The organism is Rhodopseudomonas julia (assembly GCF_030813515.1).
GTDB classification, from domain to species: domain Bacteria; phylum Pseudomonadota; class Alphaproteobacteria; order Rhizobiales; family Afifellaceae; genus Afifella; species Afifella julia.
This window is the reverse complement of record NZ_JAUSUK010000002.1, coordinates 1,637,826-1,655,076: the sequence shown is the minus strand read 5'-3', so window position 1 is coordinate 1,655,076 and position 17,251 is coordinate 1,637,826. Positions and strand designations below refer to the sequence as shown.

Genomic DNA, 17,251 nt, shown 5'->3' with positions numbered 1-17,251 from the left:
CGTCAGAGGGCCTGCTCGATCGCCCGGCGAATGATGTCTTGGACGCTCATCCCGTCGGCGCGGGCGGCGAAGGTGACCGCCATTCGGTGCTGCAGGATCGGCAGCGCCAGTGCCTCCACATCGTCGAGCGAGGGCGCCAGGCGACCGTCAAGGAGCGCGCGGGCGCGGACCGTCACCATCAGCGCCTGGCTGGCGCGCGGGCCCGGTCCCCAGGCAATGCGGTCGGCCATTTCGGGCTGAGCTTCATCGGGGCGCACGGAGCGCACCAGTTTCAGGATCGCGTCGATGATGCCGTCGCCGACCGGCATGCGCCGCACCAGCGATTGGATCGCCATCAATTGCTCGGCGTCGAGCACGGTTTCCGTCACTGCGGTATGGGCACCGGTCGTCTCAAGCAGCATCCGCCTTTCCGATTGAAGATCGGGGTAGAGGATGTCGATCTGCATCAAAAAGCGGTCGAGCTGGGCTTCAGGCAGCGGGTAGGTGCCTTCCTGCTCCAGCGGGTTTTGTGTTGCCAGCACATGAAAAGGTTGCGGCAGGTCGTGGCGTTGGCCGGCGATCGTCACATGCTGCTCCTGCATCGCCTGCAGAAGCGCCGATTGGGTGCGCGGGCTGGCACGGTTGATTTCGTCGGCCATGAGAAGCTGAGCGAAGATCGGCCCGCGGATGAAGCGGAAAGCCCGTCGTCCGTCGCCGCTTTCTTCCAGAACTTCGGCGCCGAGAATATCGGAGGGCATCAGATCCGGCGTGAACTGGATGCGTCGGGCATGCAGCCCGAGGACTGTGCCAAGCGTCTCAACGAGCTTGGTCTTGGCGAGGCCCGGGACGCCGACGAGGACGCCATGTCCGCCCGACAAAAGCGTGATGAGGGCCCGCTCGACGACGATGTCCTGGCCATAGATCACACGCCCGATCGCCTCGCGCACCTCACCGAGCAGGTCGACGGTCTTTTCCGCCTCGCGGACGATCTCGTCCGGATTGGTTTCTGGCTGCGTCATTGCACTCATTAGGCCTGATCCGTGGTTGCCGGTTGCCGCATCTGCCCCACACCTTCGTTTTCATGGCCGATTGTGTCATGCCGGGGGCGAAGAGATCTCAGCCTCTACAGATTAAGAGATGGACCGGAACGGGGCGATGGAAAGAGGAACAAAGAAAGGTGAACTGCCGCCGGGCCTCGCCGAGCTCATGCGCCGCGCGAGCGAAGGAGCCCCTGCGCGCCCAGTGGAAAAGTGGGACCCGCCCCATTGCGGTGTCATCGACATGCGTATCGCCGCGGATGGAACCTGGTTCTATATGGGCACACCTGTTGCGCGGCCGGCCCTCGTTCGTCTTTTCGCCTCGGTATTGAGACGCGAGCCGGACGGGGAATACGTGCTTGTGACACCGGTGGAGAAGGTCGGTATCCATGTCGATGATGCGCCCTTTCTGGGTGTCGAAATGGCTGTGGACGGAGAGGGCGGCGGGCAGCGGCTGACCTTCCGAACCAATGTCGACGACGTCGTCACGGCCGATGCCGAGCACCCGATCCGATTCGCGGTCGAACCACAGACGCTCGGCGTGAAGCCTTACGTGACCGTCCGGGCGGGGCTCGAGGCGCTTCTCACGCGTGCCCTCACGCACGACCTCATCGACCTGGCGACGGAGCGAGACGGTACTCTTGGCCTTCTATCCGCCGGAACGTTTTTTTCTCTGCCGGAGCTCTCCGAAGACGGCGCAGGATGATCTCTGTGAAGGCAACGATTCCCTATACGGCGGACGAATTTCGCCGGCGTGCCGAAAACGCGTTCACGACCGAGGCCCATGCCCCGCGCGAATATGGCGACCACAGCATCAATCCGGAGCTTGCCGCCATGTTCGCGGCCATGAAGCGGCGCGATGCGGCCGTCCTTGTTCCCGTCGTCGATTACCCGGGTGAAGCGAGCGTGATTCTGACCCAGCGCACCGACCGCTTGAGCAGCCATGCCGGTCAGGTCGCCTTTCCCGGAGGCAAAATCGATCCCGGAGAGACGGCCGAGGAAGCAGCACTGCGCGAGGCGGAAGAAGAGATCGGCTTGCCCCGTTCGGCTGTCGAAGTGGTTCTGCGCGCGCCGGATTATCTCACGGCGTCAGGATTTCGCATTGCCCCAGTTTTGGCGGTCGTAAGACCGGGTATGCCGCTCAGCCTCAACCCGCATGAGGTCGCCGCTGCATTCGAGACGCCGCTCGCATTCCTGATGGATTCAAGCAACCACCGCAAGAAGAGCCGCATCTGGCAAGGCCGTGCGCGCAACTTTTTCGAGATGCCCTGGCAGGACCGATACATCTGGGGCGTTACGGCAGGCATCATCAGGATGCTCGCGGAAGAGCTTTATGGAGAAAAGATTTGAAACTGCCGAGCCTTGCCGGCCATCCCTTTCTCGACGCGCCAGCGCTGAAGCGGGTGATGCACGCTTTGAAGAGTGATGAGGGGGCGACGCGCATCGTCGGGGGGGCCGTGCGCAACGCGCTTTTGAGTGAACCCGTCGGCGACATCGACATGGCGACGGTTCTGCTGCCCGAAGATGTCGTGGCGGCGGCAGGAGATGCGGGGCTGAAAAGCGTGCCGACTGGCATCGAGCACGGCACGGTGACGGTGATCGCCGAAGGTCACCCTTTTGAAGTGACCACGTTGCGTGCCGATGTGGAGACCGACGGCCGCCATGCCGTCGTGCGCTTCACCGATGATTGGGCGGAAGATGCGGGCCGACGCGACTTCACCTTGAATGCGCTCTATTGCGACGCGAGCGGTCATGTCTTCGATCCGCTCGGCGGCTATGCCGATCTCGACGCACGCAATATCCGCTTTGTCGGCGATCCCGAAGAGCGCATCCGCGAGGATTATCTGCGCATTCTGCGGTTCTTTCGCTTTTTCGCCTGGTATGGGGATGGGCGGCCCGATGCCGAAGGGCTGAAAGCTTGTTCGAGGTTGAAGGCCGGCATTGCCGTGCTGTCGGCCGAGCGGGTCTGGTCGGAGTTGAAACGGCTGCTCGCGGCGCCCGATCCCTCGCGCGCTCTGCGTTGGATGCGCATCACCGGCACACTCGATAAGGCTCTCCCGGAAAATTGGGGCATCGACGCGATCGAGCGGGTGGTTGTCGCCGAACGCACCGAGGAGATCCCGCCCGATCCGCTCCTGAGGCTGATGGCGATCATCCCGCCCCACCGCTCGCGCATCGATCAGCTTTCAAGCCGTCTGCGTTTGGCGCGAAAGGAGACGGAGCGTCTGGTCTCCTGGGCCGAGACGCCCGAGCCGGAGAGCGTGCTATCCGAAGCGCTGTTGGCGCGCAGAGCTTATTCGGCCGGCCGGCGCGCCCTCACGGATAGGCTGTTTTTGGCGCTGGCTCGCGACATGGAGAAGGGCGATGAGAGCGCGGCAGCGGCGCGCAGGCGCCAGCTCGCTTTCCTGCGCGATTATGAGCGGCCGACATTTCCGCTAACTGGCAAGGATCTGCTTGCTGCGGGCTATCAACCCGGCCCAGAACTCGGCAAACTCCTCAACGAGCTGGAAGAACGCTGGCTCGAGCTCGATTTCGCGATCAGTCGCGAGGAGCTTCTGGCCCTGGCGCGTCGACAATAACGAACCATTGCGGCACCGCATTCGCTCATGCGGTGCCAGCGCCTCCAAGAGGCATCAGTCGGTCAAGTTCGTGGTGCGAGGAAGATTATTCCTCGTGCACCTTGGCTTTGACCTTTTCCACCATCTTCGGCGTCATCTCCATCCCCGGATGGGCAGTGCGCACATGCTCGGAAACCTTCTGCAAAAGCTCCGCTTCCGTCTCCGCGCGGGCCTTGTAGGTGCAGCCGGGAACGAGTTCCCCACAGGTGATCGTTTTCATGGCTTCCTCCTTGCCTTGATGGCGTCGGAATTGCTGCCGACGCATACGTCAATGTGAGCGATCGTTTGGCGGATTCAATGCCGCAAGACGTGCCTATAGTCGCATCTCGTCATCAAAGGGCAGATCGGCCGAGGTAGAGGGGATTGCCGGAAAGCTGCGTGAGGCGTCCTTACGGCCAACGAACCTCAGGCGGCATCGAAGACAGGATGGAGGCGACGTTGCCTCCCGTCTTGAGCCCGAAAATCGTGCCCCGGTCGTAGAGCAGATTGAATTCGACATAGCGTCCCCGGCGAACGAGCTGCTCCTCGCGCTCGGTCTCGCTCCAGGGCTTCGCAAAGTTGCGTTCCACGAGCTTGGGATAGATGTCGGCGAAGGCCTGACCCACTTTTTGCACAAAGTGGAAGTCGGCTCTCCAGCCTTCATCACTGCCGCTGCCGGAATTCAGGTAATCGAAGAAAATGCCGCCGATGCCGCGCGCCTCGTCGCGGTGGGGAAGGTAGAAGTAATCGTCGCACCACGTCTTGAGGCGCGGATAATCGACTTCTGTGTGGCTCCGGCAGGCGACTTCCATTGCGGCGTGAAAATCGTGGCTGTCCGGATCGTCCTGGCTGCGCCGTGCGGCGAGGACCGGCGTCAGATCGGCGCCACCGCCGAACCATTGGCGGCTCGTCACCACCATACGCGTGTTCATATGCGCGGCTGGAACATGCGGGTTGCGCGGATGCACGATCAACGAAATGCCGGAGGCCCAGAATCGCGGATCTTCATCGGCGCCGGGGATCTGCCCGCGAAACTCCGGCGCGAATTCCCCGAAGACGGTCGAGCAATGGACGCCGGCCTTTTCGAAGACGCGTCCGTGCAGCACCGACATGACACCGCCACCTCCGGCCGCACCGGAATGGTCGCTCCGATCCCACGGCGTGCGCTCGAAGCGGCCGGCCGGTGCGTCGCTGCTGGAGTCGGCCGGCAAGGCATCTTCCAGAGCCTCCAGCCGGCTGCAAATCGTGTCGCGAAGGGCCTCGAACCAGGTTCGCGCTTCTGCCTTTTTGGCATCGATGTCGTCCGGCACGCTGAGAGCGTCGAGATCCGGCCGGTAAAGGTGCATGTTGCGGCTCATTGTCTCGCGCTTAAAGCATGGCTTTGATCGCGGCAACCGAACTGCGTGGCTTGAGTTCCTTCTGGCAACGAGAAGATATGGAGATTGCCATGTATGAAAGCGATTTTGGCGGGCTCGGCCCGAGAGACCGCGAAATGCAGGAAGCGCTGGCCGAACGTTGGGGGTGGCTCGTGGCCTTCGGCGCGATCGCCCTGATCGGTGGCCTTTTGGGCCTTATTGCGATCGTGACCGCAACGGTCGCCAGCGTCTACCTGATCGGCGTCATGATGCTGCTCTCAGGCTTTGCGGAGGTGGCCCATGGTATCCAGTCGCGCCGCTGGTCGCGCTTCTTCCTGTGGATCCTGATCGGCGCACTTTATGTTGTTGCAGCCGCGATGATTTTTGTCGCGCCTTTGTTCGCAGCAATGGTCCTCACATGGCTTCTCGGCGTGGTGCTGATCTTCGCAGGCGGCGTGCGCACCTTCCTCGCTTTTTCGATGCGCCCCCAAAGGCGATGGGGTTACGTCCTTGCATCCGGTCTTCTCACGATCTTGATCGGCGTCGTCATCCTCATCGGTTGGCCGGCTTCGAGCCTTTGGGCGCTCGGCATCTTCCTGGCCGTTGATCTCATCGTGATCGGCTCGGCTTGGATCGCGATGGGCCTTGCGTTGCGAGACTTGGCTGATGCGGGATCGGGCCAGGTCTGAAGGCTTCCAGCGATTCGCAGAGGGCTTTGCACTGCGCTATATTGAGGTCGGGCGTGACCGGAGATCGGCGCGATGGACGGCGACTTCTCGCATAAGCGCAGCACACGAGGGCGCAGCACAAGAGGATCAGCAGGCGACGGTCTCGATATCTGGCGGCGCGAGACCTTCGTTCTGCCGAGGCCGCGCGCGCGAGAACGCGCTCGCGAATTCCTGCAACGCTTTCCGCGCGAGGCCTATCAGAGCGAGGTGGAGAGCTGGCGCGAGCTGGAAAATGGCGACATCGAGTTCACCATGCGCCGGCTGCCGACGGCCGATTGACCTAATCCTTTACGTCAAAGAAGAGCACGCTGAAACCTAACTGGACGAGGGAAGGCCGCCGGTCTGCCTCAGCGCTTCAAACAGGGCGATCGAGGCGGCATTGGCGACGTTGAGCGAGCGCGTCGTCGCTCGGATCGGCAGACGCAGCAGCCGATCGGCCTTTTCCCGGACATCGTTCGGCAGCCCAGCCGATTCCCGCCCGAGCAGCAGGATGTCACTGGCGATGAAGGTGAAGTCCGGAAGGCTTTCGCGTCCATGTGTCGTCAGCGCGACGAGCCGCCGGCCGGCTTCTCGCCTCCATGTCTCGAAGGCTCTGAAATCGTCATGCTCGCGAAGGGCCGCGAGCTCGACGTAATCCATCCCGGCACGCTTCAAATTTCTGTCGGAGAGCACGAAGCCGGCAGGGTGGATGATGTGGACGGTCGTGCCGAAACACGCGCCGAGCCGAAGGATTGCGCCGGCATTCTGCGGAATGTCGGGTTGGAAGAGGGCGATATCGATCATTGCACTGCGGATGGAAGGTGACGTGTGGCACGAAGAAGCACGTCTTCTCGCTATCGCAAAGCCGCGCCATATAGGGATCCATGTTTCGCTTCTTCGAGCGCCTGATCGATCCCCTCAGGCCTGAATCCGCTCAACCTCCGGCAACGACGATGGCCTTCATCTGGCACTATGCTCGCCAGATGGGCTGGCCGCTGGCTGCATTGCTGGCGACCGGGCTCGGTTCGGCCGTGACCGACGCCGTGGTTTTTTCCTTTATCGGCAGGCTCGTCGATATGATCGGCAGCGCCAACCGCGAGACGTTCTGGTCCGATCACGGCTTGACCTTGTTGGGGATGGCGTTGGTGGTGCTTGTCCTTCGACCTGCCTTCGTCATTGCCAACAGTCTGCTGAGCGAGCAGAGCGTGGCACCGAATTTCGCCAATCTGGTGCGCTGGCAAAGCTATCGGCATGTTCTGCGCCAGAGCGTTTCCTTCTTCGCCAACGATTTCGCCGGCCGCATCGCCAACAAGGTCATGCAGACGGGGATCTCGCTTGCGGATTTCGTCACCGGGCTGGCGGAGACGCTTTGGACCGTCCTGGTCTTCGCCATCACCGCTCTCGTCCTTCTGGGGCAGGCCGATCTTCGCCTGATGCTGCCTGTCATCGTCTGGCTCGGCGGGTATGTCGTCCTCGCTTACGTGATGATCCCACGGCTGCGCGGGGCGGCAAAACGTGTTTCCAACGAGCGCTCCATCGTCAATGGGCGCATCGTCGACAGCTATACGAATATCCAGACCGTCAAGCTCTTCGCCGAAGCGGAGACGGAGGAAAGCTTCGTTCGCCAGGCGATCGGCAGTTTCGTGGAGCGCTTGCGGATCTTGACACGTCAGGTGACGACGATCCGTGCCGTGCTCACCATGCTCAATGCCTGTCTCGTCGTGTCGATTGCCGTGACGTCGCTCTGGCTCTGGCAGGCGAACGCCATCACCGTCGGTGCCATTGCCACCGGCCTTGCGCTTGCCACCAGGCTTTCGACGATGGCCGGCTGGGTGATGTTCCAGCTGTCTGCTTTGTTCAGGCATATCGGGATCGTCCAGGACGGGTTGGAGACGATCTCCCGACCCCACGAGGTGCTCGATCAGCCCGGCGCCAGAGATCTCGCCGTCACCGGCGGAGAAATCAGCTTCGAGAACATTCGCTTTCATTACGGACGCGGCGGCGGCGTGATCGAAGACCTCTCATTGCATGTCCGTCCCGGAGAACGCTTGGGTCTCGTGGGCGTCTCGGGGGCCGGCAAGTCGACTCTGATGAGCCTCCTTCTGCGCTTTTACGACCTTGAAGGCGGGCGCATTCTTATCGACGGGCAGGATATCTCTCAGGTCACCCAGTCCTCGTTGCGGGCCGCGATCGGTGTCGTCACGCAGGATACGGCTCTTCTGCATCGCTCGGTCCGCGACAACATTGTCTACGGGCGGCCGGATGCAGATGAAGATCAGTACGAAGAGGCGGCACGGGCCGCCGAAGCGGCCGAATTCATCGACAATCTGTCCGATCATCGCGGCCGTTCCGGCTACGATGCTCTTGTCGGCGAGCGCGGCGTGAAGCTGTCGGGCGGTCAACGACAGCGTATCGCGATTGCGCGCGTCCTGCTCAAGAACGCTCCGATCCTGGTTCTCGACGAGGCGACTTCCGCGCTCGATTCGGAAGCCGAGGCGGCAATTCAGGAAAATCTTGAGCGGTTGATGCAAGGAAAGACGGTTATTGCCATCGCCCACCGTTTGTCGACGATTGCTGCTATGGATCGACTTGTCGTCCTGGAGCGCGGGCAGATTGTCGAAGCCGGCACGCACCAGACATTGCTCCAAAAAAACGGTGTCTATTCAAAGCTATGGGAACGCCAATCCGGTGGTTTCTTGGCCCCGCGTGAGATCAGCATCGACGTTGCTTGAGGCAAAAGTGGAGGATGAGGCGCGACATTGTGGCGTGTTCGTCTAAGCGTCACTGGACAAGCCTCGGGCAAGGGTGACAAATGAAACCAGGGGCGCTAAGAGGCCGCGCGCTTGGTCTTCGCTGGGAGCTGCGTGGAGCAAGCGGAGTCGGCTGGCTGTCGCGTCTTCGCGCTCTTCCAGTCGCAAATGGCCGTCCGACCTGCGAGGGTAGAATTCGTGTCCGCTAATACATATCCGACTACCGTTCCTGATTCCGCCGCTGCGCCAGATCCGCACGGCAGTGAACCGTCGAGACGAGACTTCTTCGTCATCGCGACGGGCGCTGCCGCGGTTGTGGCCGTAGCTGGGTTGGCATGGCCGTTCATCGATCAGATGAATCCGGATGCCTCCGCCTTGGCGCTCGCTTCGATCGATGTCGACATCTCCGCCATGGAGCCGGGGCAATCGATCACGGTGATGTGGCGAGGCAAGCCCGTGTTCATCCGTTACCGCACCCCTGAAGAGGTGGATGCGGCGAAGAATACGCCGCTCTCCGATCTCAAGGATCCGATCGCGCGCAACGACAATCTCGAGAGCAATGCCCCTGCCACCGATGAAAATCGCGCCGCGCCGGGCCGTGAAGAGTTTCTCGTGATGGTCGGCATCTGCACCCATCTCGGCTGCGTGCCGATGGGCGAGGCGGGTGATTACAACGGCTGGTTCTGCCCCTGCCACGGCTCGGTCTACGACACGGCCGGGCGCATTCGTCACGGGCCGGCGCCGGAGAACATGTTGATCCCCACCACGGCCTTCAGCGACGACAACACAATCACGATCGGCTGAGCGGCGGAGAACGAGAATGCAGGGTACATCCGAATACCAACCGCGCACCGGCATTGAACGCTGGATCGACTCGCGCATGCCGCTCCCGCGGCTCATGTACGATTCCTTTATCGCCTATCCGATCCCGCGGAACCTCAACTATTCCTATGCCTTTGGCGCGATTCTGAGCCTCGTCCTTGTGGTTCAGATCCTCACCGGCGTGGTGCTGGCGATGCACTATGCCGCCAATTCAGCGATCGCCTTCACTTCCGTCGAGCAGATCATGCGCGACGTGAATTACGGCTGGCTGTTGCGCTACATGCACGCCAACGGATCGTCGATGTTCTTCATCGCGGTCTACATCCATATGTTCCGCGGCCTTTATTACGGTTCCTACAAGGCTCCGCGCGAGATCCAGTGGATCCTGGGCGTCATCCTCTTCCTTCTGATGATGGCGACGGCCTTCATGGGCTACGTGCTTCCTTGGGGGCAGATGAGCTTCTGGGGCGCGACCGTCATCACCAACCTGTTCTCGGCGATCCCGCTGGTCGGCGAAACCATCACCCACTGGCTGTGGGGCGGCTTCGCGGTTGGCAATCCGACGCTGAACCGGTTCTTCTCGCTGCATTATCTGCTGCCGTTCATGATCGTCGGCGTGGTCATTCTCCACGTCTGGGCGTTCCATGTGACCGGTCAGACCAATCCGACGGGCGTTGAGCCGAAGTCGCGCAGCGATGTCGTGCCGTTCACGCCGCACGCGACCATGAAGGATGCGGTGGCGATGGTCGCCTTCGCGCTGTTCTTCGCGTGGTTCTTGTTCTACCTGCCGAACTATCTCGGCCATCCGGACAATTACACGGTGGCCAACCCGCTGGTGACGCCTCCGCACATCGTGCCGGAATGGTACTTCCTGCCGTTCTACGCGATCTTGCGGGCCATTCCGTCCAAGCTCGGCGGTGTGATCGCGATGTTCGCTTCGATCATCGTCTTGTTCTTCCTGCCATGGCTGGACAGGTCGAAGGTGCTTTCGGCGGCCTACCGCCCGCTCTATCGCATCTTCTTCTGGATCTTCGTGGTCGACGTCATCTGCCTCGGCTATTTCGGCGCCAAGCCTCCTGAAGGCTGGTACGTGATCGCTACGCAGCTCCTGACGGCGTACTATTTCGTCCACTTCCTCATCATCTTCCCGCTGTTGGGGTACATCGAGAAGCCGAGGCCTCGGCCGACTTCCATCACCGAGGCTGTGCTTTCCAAGCATAAGAGCGGGGGTGGAGCGACGCCGGCGGAAGCGGCGGCCTCTCCGGAACGACGCGGCTGATGCGAGACGGAACTGCGACAAACACCATGACGACAATGCTTAAATCCATAACGCGTCTTTCGGCAGCTGGCGTTCTCGTTCTGGCCGGGCTGTCCGTGGCGGCAGCCCAGCAAGACGCTCCGGCGGCTGCGGAGAGCAAACCCGAAGAAACCGCTCTGCCTCATTTCCCGCTCGAAGAGCCGGAAGAGATGGAGTGGAGCTTCGCCGGGCCCTTCGGCAAATTCGATCAGCAGCAGCTGCAGCGCGGCTTCCAGGTCTACCGGGAAGTCTGCTCGGCCTGCCATTCGATGAAGCTGGTGCCGTTCCGTGCTCTCGGCTGGGAGGGCGGACCGCACTTCTCCGAAGAGGAAGTGGAAGCACTTGCGGCCGAATACCAAATCCAGGATGGCCCGGACGACACGGGTGAGATGTTCGAACGGCCGGGCCGGCCGTCGGACTATTTCCCGGCTCCGTTCCCGAACGACGAGGCGGCCCGTTACGCCAATGGCGGCGCGGTCCCACCGGATATGTCCGTGCTGGCCAAGGCGCGCGGCGTGGAACGCGGTTTCCCGCAGTTCCTGATCGATATCTTCACCACCTATCAGGAGGGCGGCCCGGACTACATCCACGCGCTTCTGACGGGCTATGAAGACGAGCCGCCTGAAGACGTGACGGTGCTTCCGGGGCAGTACTACAACCCGCATTATATGTACGCTGCCGCCCTGGCGATGCCGCCTCCCTTGTTCGACGATCTGATCGAGTATGCGCAGAATCAGGACGACGATCCCAACAACGACGTACCGCAGACCGTGGATCAGTATTCCCGCGACGTGGCTGCGTTCCTGATGTGGGCGGCTGAACCGCATATGGAGACACGCAAGGCGATGGGCTTCACCGTAATCGCCTTCCTGCTCGTCTTCTGCGGTCTCGTCTATTACGTGAAGCGCAAGGTCTGGGCGAACGTGGAGCACTGATCTCCGCTTACGCCGATTGAACATTTTCGATGGCCGCGGCTCGTCCGCGGCCATTTCTTTTGGCGGCGGGGAAACGCATGCTTGGGGTGCGCGGCCGCAATTCCCGGCGCTGCGCCCCAACCTTTGTGCGGCGGCAAGATGCCCATCTGGCCGTCGCGGTCTGCGGGTGCTAAGCGACTGGTCGTTCGCGCAAAAGCGGACGAACGCGGAGGCAGCTGAGGCCGGGGATGAACAGCCTGATCGACACGCTCGAGAGCACCATCCGGACAATTCCGGATTATCCGAAGCCGGGAATCGCGTTTCGCGACATCACCACGCTGTTGGGGGATGCGCGCGCTTTTCGGCGTGCGGTCGATGAACTGGTGCAGCCCTGGGCTGGCTCCAAGATCGACAAGGTCGCCGGCATCGAGGCCCGCGGCTTCATTCTGGGTGGCGCCGTGGCGCACCAGCTGTCCGCCGGCTTCGTGCCGATCCGCAAAAAGGGCAAGCTGCCTTACGATACGGTGCGGATCGCCTACAGCCTCGAATACGGTCTGGACGAAATGGAGATCCACAAGGATGCGATTCGTCCCCAGGAAAAGGTGATCCTCGTCGACGATCTCATCGCGACCGGCGGTTCGGCGGACGCGGCCATCCGCCTGATGCATCAGATCGGAGCCGATGTGGTCGCTGCGGTTTTCGTCATCGATCTGCCGGATCTCGGCGGGGCGGCCAAGTTGGAAAAGCTTGGTGTGCCCGTGCGCACGCTTGTAAGCTTCGCTGGCGACTAAAGCAGGCAGGCAAGGGGGCGGCTAAGCCCCAGCCTCTATCGCGCGTCTGCGGACATCTCACGCCTCACAAAGACCTTGCCGATGAAGGTGTAGGCGAGCTCTCCGTCCTGCTTGTGTGCCTCGTTGCGCATGACGACGAGGCCCCATTCGGGACGTGACGCGCTCTCCTTCTTGTCGATGATCTCGGTCGTGTAGGTGAGGATGTCTCCGGCGAACACCGGCTTCACCCATTTGAGGTCTTCGAAGCCGGGGGAGGGACCGGCATTGCGCGGATCGAAGTCTCCCCCGCGCGCTGCCTCTTCCTTTGAATAGGCGATCCAGAGTTTCATGAAGATCGCCGCCGTGTGCCAGCCGGAAGCTGCGAGCCGGCCAAAAGGTCCGTTGGCGGCGGCTTCCTCGCTGAGATGGAAATCCTGTGGGTCGAAGGCTTCGGCGAAACGGACGATCTCCTCGCTCGAGAAATGATACGAGCCGAGCATGATGCGCTCGCCGATCTGGATCGCTTCGAATGTCTTCATGCCACCGCCTCGCGGAGCCGGAAGGCGATCGGGTTGGTCATCGTCAGAACGAGCTGGCCGTTCTGGTTGGTAACCCGGTGTTCGAAACGCACCACGCCGAGATGCGGACGGCTTGCAGAGGCCCGCCTGTCGAGGACGAGCGAGACGCCGGAGAGGCGGTCGCCTGGGCGCACAGGCTTCAGCCAGCGCGCCTCCTCGATGCCGGATGAACCCATCGAGGCGGCGTCTTTCAGCCACCCGTCGTACATCATGCGCATGAATATCGCCGAGCTGTGCCATCCCGAAGCGGCAAGACCGCCGAGCATGCTTGACGCCGCGGCGGCTTCGTCGAGATGGAATGGCTGAGGGTCGAACTCCGCCGCAAAGGCGATGATCGCCTCGCGGCTCACGGCGTAGGGCGCGAGCGGTAGCTCAAGGCCGGGACGAAAATCCTCGAAATGCAACATGACCCATTCTTAGGGTCGACAAAAATCCCTGTCGAGAAGTTCACGCCCAGGCTTTCAGGCCCAGTCGTTCAGGCGTTGAACTTGAAGAGAAGCACGTCGCCGTCTTCCACGACATATTCCTTGCCTTCGTCGCGCGCCCGACCCGCCTCCTTGGCAGCCGTCTCTCCGCCGAGCTCGATGAAATCATCGTATTTGATGGTCTGCGCACGAATGAAGCCGCGTTCGAAGTCGGAGTGGATCGTGCCTGCGGCCTGCGGGGCGCGAGAGCCGCGCCGGATCGTCCAGGCGCGTGCTTCTTTTGGCCCGGCCGTGAAGAAGGTGATCAGATCCAGAAGCTCGTAGCCGGCGCGGATAAGCCGGTCGAGGCCAGGCTCTTCGAGCCCGAGATCGGCAAGATAATCGGCCTGCTCTTCCGCATCGAGTTGGGCGATTTCCGCTTCGATGGAAGCGGAGATGACGACGCAGGCGGCTCCTTCGGCGGCCGCACGTTCTGCGACGCGAGCGGAATGGGCGTTGCCTGTTGCGGCTTCGTCTTCCGCAACGTTGCAGACATAGAGAACAGGCTTGGACGTCAAAAGCCCGAGCGTGCGCAGGATCGCCCGATCCTCGTCGGAGAGTTCGGCGCGGATGGTGCGCACCATGCGGCCTTCCTGAAGGGCCGTGAGCGCCTTTTCCATCACCGGCAGAAAGGCCAACGCCTCCTTGTCTTTGGCCGTTGCCTTTTTGCGCATGGCCACGACCCGGCGCTCTAGGCTTTCAAGATCGGCAAGCATGAGCTCGGTCTCGACGGTCTCTGCGTCGGCCACCGGATCGATGCGGCCTTCCACATGCGTGACGTCGCCGTCTTCGAAGCAGCGCAGGACATGCGCGATCGCGTCGACCTCGCGGATATTGGCGAGAAACTGGTTGCCGAGGCCTTCGCCTTTGGATGCACCGCGTACCAGGCCCGCAATGTCGACGAAGGTGAGGCGTGTCGGCACCGTCTGTGCGGATTTCGTGATCTCCGCGATGCGCTTGAGGCGCGGGTCAGGGACTGCGACTTCGCCGGTGTTCGGCTCGATCGTGCAGAAGGGATAATTCGCTGCCTGCGCTGCGGCCGTCTTGGTGAGCGCGTTGAACAAAGTGGACTTGCCGACATTGGGCAGGCCGACGATGCCGCATTTGAAACCCATGGCGATGCCTGTTCGAAAGTTGGAGTGAAGGGAGGGCTGCAGTCAGGAATCGCGCCGGAAGAGCCTTTTGAGCCCATCGGCAAGCGGTCCTGACCGGCTTTCTCCCGAGGCGCGCGAACTGGCTGGTGCCGGCGGCGGCGGGGTCCCTTCGACGGGACGTTGCGCCGAGCCGTTGCTGGCCAGATGCACGCGGTTCATGAAATTGGCTTCATCACCCTCAGCCAGAAGACCGACATTTTCCGCAATTGCGCGCAAGAGCGGCTCGCGCCACTCTTCGTCTTCCTTGGCGAAATCGTGCAGGACATGGGCGTTCACCAATTCCTTGGCGCCCGGATGGCCGATGCCGATGCGCATGCGGCGGTACGATTTTCCGATATGCGCGTCGAGCGATTTGAGACCGTTGTGACCGCCGTGGCCGCCGCCTGTCTTGAGGCGAAGCTTGCCCGGCGCCAGGTCCAAATCATCGTGGATGACGAGCACGTCTTCCGGCTTCAGCTTGTAGAAACGCATGGCGTCTCCGGCCGAGCGGCCGGATTCGTTCATAAAGGTCGCGGGTTTGACGATAACGATCTTCTCGTCGCCGGTCTGGCCTTCGGCCGCTTCCCCCTGGAAACGCGCGCGCCAGTTCGAAAAACGATGATGGCGGTGGATTTCGTCCACCGCCATGAAGCCGATATTGTGCCGATGATGAGCGTACCGGCGACCAGGATTGCCGAGACCGACGATCAACAGCATCGTCCGACCTCCCTTGGTCGAGAGGGGGAGGATTACTCCTCCGTCTCCTCTTCCTCGTCACCTTCGCCTTCGACCTCGGGCTCTTCACCCTCGGCCTCTTCTTCACTCTCTTCGCTGATGAGCGACGCCGGAGCGGCGATCGTGGCGACGGTGAAGTCACGGTCGGTGATGGTCGGCGTCACGCCCTCAGGCAGGGCGATGTTGGAGATGTGGACGCTGTCGCCGATATCGAGGCCGGCGAGGTCGGCCACCAGATTTTCCGGAATCTGATCTGCCGGCACATGCACCTCGACGGTGTGGCGCACGACATTGAGAACGCCGCCGCGGGTGAGGCCCGGAGCTTCTTCCTCGTTGATGAAGTGCACCGGCAGTTCCAGGGTCAGCGTCGTGCCGCGCGAAACGCGCAGAAAGTCCACGTGCATCAGGAAGCCGCGGACGGGATCGAGCTGATAATCCTTCGGGATCACGCGTACCTTGTCGCCGTCAACGTTGATGGTGGCGACGGTGGTGAGGAAGCCGCCGGCCCGCAGCTTCAAATTCAGTTCTTTGTAGTTCAGCGCGATCGGCGTGGCGGGCTTCTTGTCGCCGTAAATAACGGCTGGGACTTTACCCTCGCGGCGCACGGCACGTGCGGCCCCCTTGCCGCTCCGTTCGCGCACCTCAGCTGTGAGCTCGTAAGTGTGGCTCATTGGTGCACTCCTAGGTTTAAGAAGAGAAAGAGCCGCATGGTGCGGCTCCTTGTACGCCCGGCCTCCAAGGGTGCCGGCGCGTGGGCGCGCTTATAGGCGAGGCCTGCGCAAAAGGCAATGCAGAGGCGGGACGGCAGGAAGAGGGGTCAGAGAATGACGGCCCCCACGCCCGCGGCTACGATCACCACGCCCCAAGCCGGCACGCGCAGCCCAGCGAGGGCCAGAAAGGCGCTCGCGGCAATCGCAGTGCTGTCGAGTGAGTCGACGCCCGCCTTAAAGACCGGATCGTAGAGTGCGGCGGCGAGGATTCCAACAACGGCTGCGTTAACCCCGGCCAGCGCCTTTCTTGCATTCGGCGCGTGCTGAAGCTCTCGCCAGAAGGGCAGGGCTGCGATGACGAGTAGGGCGCCCGGAAGGAAAATCGCCAAAAGGGCGACGAGACCGCCGAGCGCGCCGGCGAGAGGCGTTTGCGCGAGCGATCCAAGATAGGCCGAGAAGGCAAAGAGCGGTCCGGGCAGCGCCTGTGCGGCGCCATACCCGGCCAGGAAAGCGTCGCGAGAGACGAGGCCCGAAGAAACGACCTCGGTCTCCAGAAGAGGCAGGACGACATGGCCGCCGCCGAAGACGAGGGCGCCTGCGTGATAAAAATGGGCTGCCAGTCCCAGGCCGGTAGGGGTTCCACGCAGCGTGAAGGCGATGAGAAGCAGGACGATGAAGACGCCAAAAGCAGCAACACCGAGGCGCCGGCCCACTTTGGTGTCGGCGGCGGCTTCGGCCTCGCGCGCCTCCACCGCTTCGTTTGGAACGAGCCAGAGCCCGAGCACAGCGCCGATGAGAATGGCGGCGAGCTGCGTCCACGGCGTGTGCGCCACAAGAACGAGAGCTGCGGCTCCGGCCGCTATGACGAGACGACGGAGATCGGGTGTCAGATTTCTTGCCATGCCGAGGAGGGCAAAAGCCACCACAGCGACCGCTGCAGCTTTGAGGCCCGCGATCCAGCCGGATCCGATGAGCGGCGAGAGAAAGCCGAAAGCCTCCGCGAAGGCGTACATGAGGAGAGCCGAGGGCAGGGTAAAGCCGACGAAGGCGGCCAGCATGCCGAGATAGCCGGCGCGCATAAGGCCGATAGCCATGCCCACCTGGCTCGAGGCCGGGCCGGGGAGAAACTGGCAAAGCGCAATCAGATCGGCGTAGGCCGCGTCGCTCAGCCAGCCGCGCCTCTTCACGAAGGCTTCGTGATAATAGCCGAGATGCGCGACAGGTCCGCCGAAGGAGGTGAGGCCGCGCACCAGAAAGACCTTGAAGACTTCGAAAGCCGAGCCTTCGGTCGTTTGCTCCCGGGTGTCCAGCGCGCGCATATCGTCCCCCTCAATGCCATTGAGGGGCGTATCTCGCACGCGTTATGACAGCTTCAAGACGGGAGGCTTCTTCGCCTCGAAGAA

Annotated in this window: 20 protein-coding genes; 10 read left to right on the top strand and 10 right to left on the bottom strand. The window is 62.3% G+C overall.

Annotation, left to right across the window (positions count from 1 at the left end; translation table 11 throughout):
* Nucleotides 1-2 precede the first annotated feature (2 nt).
* Nucleotides 3-1,007, bottom strand: a complete 1,005-nt coding sequence (locus tag J2R99_RS17000; RefSeq protein WP_307155544.1) for an AAA family ATPase — start codon at nt 1,005-1,007, stop codon at nt 3-5.
* A 127-nt stretch (nt 1,008-1,134) separates the two neighbouring features.
* Between J2R99_RS17000 and J2R99_RS16995 the strand changes: the two genes are divergently transcribed.
* From J2R99_RS16995 to J2R99_RS16985, 3 genes are read left to right on the top strand one after another with little or no spacing between them, the layout of a single operon-like run.
* The gene (locus J2R99_RS16995; protein ID WP_370872398.1) at nt 1,135-1,722 is read left to right on the top strand and encodes a DUF1285 domain-containing protein; all 588 of its coding nucleotides are present in this window, start codon (nt 1,135-1,137) and stop codon (nt 1,720-1,722) included.
* Nucleotides 1,719-2,366, top strand: a complete 648-nt coding sequence (locus tag J2R99_RS16990; protein ID WP_307155543.1) for a CoA pyrophosphatase — start codon at nt 1,719-1,721, stop codon at nt 2,364-2,366. The genes J2R99_RS16995 and J2R99_RS16990 overlap by 4 nt, the downstream gene beginning before the upstream one ends.
* Nucleotides 2,363-3,595: a CCA tRNA nucleotidyltransferase gene (locus J2R99_RS16985; RefSeq protein WP_307155542.1), complete on the top strand. Its 1,233-nt coding sequence runs from the start codon at nt 2,363-2,365 to the stop codon at nt 3,593-3,595. The genes J2R99_RS16990 and J2R99_RS16985 overlap by 4 nt, the downstream gene beginning before the upstream one ends.
* A gap of 85 nt (nt 3,596-3,680) precedes the next feature.
* Here J2R99_RS16985 and J2R99_RS16980 read toward each other — a convergent pair whose 3' ends face one another.
* Nucleotides 3,681-3,854, bottom strand: coding sequence for a DUF1059 domain-containing protein (locus J2R99_RS16980; protein WP_092815272.1), 174 nt, complete (start codon nt 3,852-3,854; stop codon nt 3,681-3,683).
* A 169-nt stretch (nt 3,855-4,023) separates the two neighbouring features.
* Nucleotides 4,024-4,971, bottom strand: coding sequence for an oxygen-dependent coproporphyrinogen oxidase (hemF, locus tag J2R99_RS16975; RefSeq protein ID WP_307155541.1), 948 nt, complete (start codon nt 4,969-4,971; stop codon nt 4,024-4,026).
* A gap of 89 nt (nt 4,972-5,060) precedes the next feature.
* Here hemF and J2R99_RS16970 point away from each other — a divergent pair, with 89 nt between their 5' ends.
* Nucleotides 5,061-5,657, top strand: coding sequence for an HdeD family acid-resistance protein (locus tag J2R99_RS16970; protein ID WP_307155540.1), 597 nt, complete (start codon nt 5,061-5,063; stop codon nt 5,655-5,657).
* Between the two features lie 72 nt (nt 5,658-5,729).
* A complete protein-coding gene (locus J2R99_RS16965) occupies nt 5,730-5,975 on the top strand; it encodes a hypothetical protein (protein ID WP_307155539.1) in 246 nt (81 codons plus the stop codon).
* Between the two features lie 36 nt (nt 5,976-6,011).
* On the opposite strand, the gene J2R99_RS16960 is transcribed toward J2R99_RS16965, so the two are convergent.
* Entirely contained in the window at nt 6,012-6,476 is a 465-nt protein-coding gene (locus J2R99_RS16960) for a tRNA (cytidine(34)-2'-O)-methyltransferase (protein ID WP_307155757.1), read from the bottom strand.
* An 83-nt stretch (nt 6,477-6,559) separates the two neighbouring features.
* Between J2R99_RS16960 and J2R99_RS16955 the strand changes: the two genes are divergently transcribed.
* From J2R99_RS16955 to J2R99_RS16935, 5 genes are all read left to right on the top strand, one after another.
* Entirely contained in the window at nt 6,560-8,407 is a 1,848-nt protein-coding gene (locus J2R99_RS16955; RefSeq protein WP_307155538.1) for an ABC transporter ATP-binding protein, read from the top strand.
* A 216-nt stretch (nt 8,408-8,623) separates the two neighbouring features.
* A complete protein-coding gene (gene petA / locus J2R99_RS16950) occupies nt 8,624-9,229 on the top strand; it encodes a ubiquinol-cytochrome c reductase iron-sulfur subunit (protein WP_307155537.1) in 606 nt (201 codons plus the stop codon).
* 16 nt (nt 9,230-9,245) lie between these two features.
* Nucleotides 9,246-10,526 (top strand): cytochrome b, encoded by a 1,281-nt coding sequence (locus J2R99_RS16945; RefSeq protein ID WP_307155536.1) that lies wholly within the window; start codon nt 9,246-9,248, stop codon nt 10,524-10,526.
* 35 nt (nt 10,527-10,561) lie between these two features.
* Complete coding sequence (locus J2R99_RS16940) at nt 10,562-11,479, top strand: cytochrome c1 (protein ID WP_307155756.1); 918 nt, start codon at nt 10,562-10,564, stop codon at nt 11,477-11,479.
* Nucleotides 11,480-11,706: 227 nt separating this feature from the next.
* Nucleotides 11,707-12,249: an adenine phosphoribosyltransferase gene (locus J2R99_RS16935; RefSeq protein ID WP_370872397.1), complete on the top strand. Its 543-nt coding sequence runs from the start codon at nt 11,707-11,709 to the stop codon at nt 12,247-12,249.
* Nucleotides 12,250-12,284: 35 nt separating this feature from the next.
* On the opposite strand, the gene J2R99_RS16930 is transcribed toward J2R99_RS16935, so the two are convergent.
* The 6 genes from J2R99_RS16930 to chrA form a co-directional block, all read right to left on the bottom strand.
* Nucleotides 12,285-12,767, bottom strand: a complete 483-nt coding sequence (locus J2R99_RS16930; RefSeq protein ID WP_307155535.1) for a MaoC family dehydratase — start codon at nt 12,765-12,767, stop codon at nt 12,285-12,287.
* On the bottom strand, nt 12,764-13,213 hold the full coding sequence (locus J2R99_RS16925) for a MaoC family dehydratase (RefSeq protein ID WP_307155534.1): 450 nt from the start codon (nt 13,211-13,213) through the stop codon (nt 12,764-12,766). The genes J2R99_RS16930 and J2R99_RS16925 overlap by 4 nt, the downstream gene beginning before the upstream one ends.
* A 68-nt stretch (nt 13,214-13,281) precedes the next feature.
* Complete coding sequence (gene ychF / locus J2R99_RS16920; RefSeq protein WP_307155533.1) at nt 13,282-14,385, bottom strand: redox-regulated ATPase YchF; 1,104 nt, start codon at nt 14,383-14,385, stop codon at nt 13,282-13,284.
* Between the two features lie 42 nt (nt 14,386-14,427).
* Nucleotides 14,428-15,120 (bottom strand): aminoacyl-tRNA hydrolase, encoded by a 693-nt coding sequence (gene pth, locus J2R99_RS16915; RefSeq protein ID WP_307155532.1) that lies wholly within the window; start codon nt 15,118-15,120, stop codon nt 14,428-14,430.
* Between the two features lie 32 nt (nt 15,121-15,152).
* Nucleotides 15,153-15,809: a 50S ribosomal protein L25/general stress protein Ctc gene (locus J2R99_RS16910; RefSeq protein ID WP_307155531.1), complete on the bottom strand. Its 657-nt coding sequence runs from the start codon at nt 15,807-15,809 to the stop codon at nt 15,153-15,155.
* A 146-nt stretch (nt 15,810-15,955) separates the two neighbouring features.
* Complete coding sequence (gene chrA / locus J2R99_RS16905) at nt 15,956-17,167, bottom strand: chromate efflux transporter (protein WP_307155530.1); 1,212 nt, start codon at nt 17,165-17,167, stop codon at nt 15,956-15,958.
* Nucleotides 17,168-17,251 lie beyond the last annotated feature (84 nt).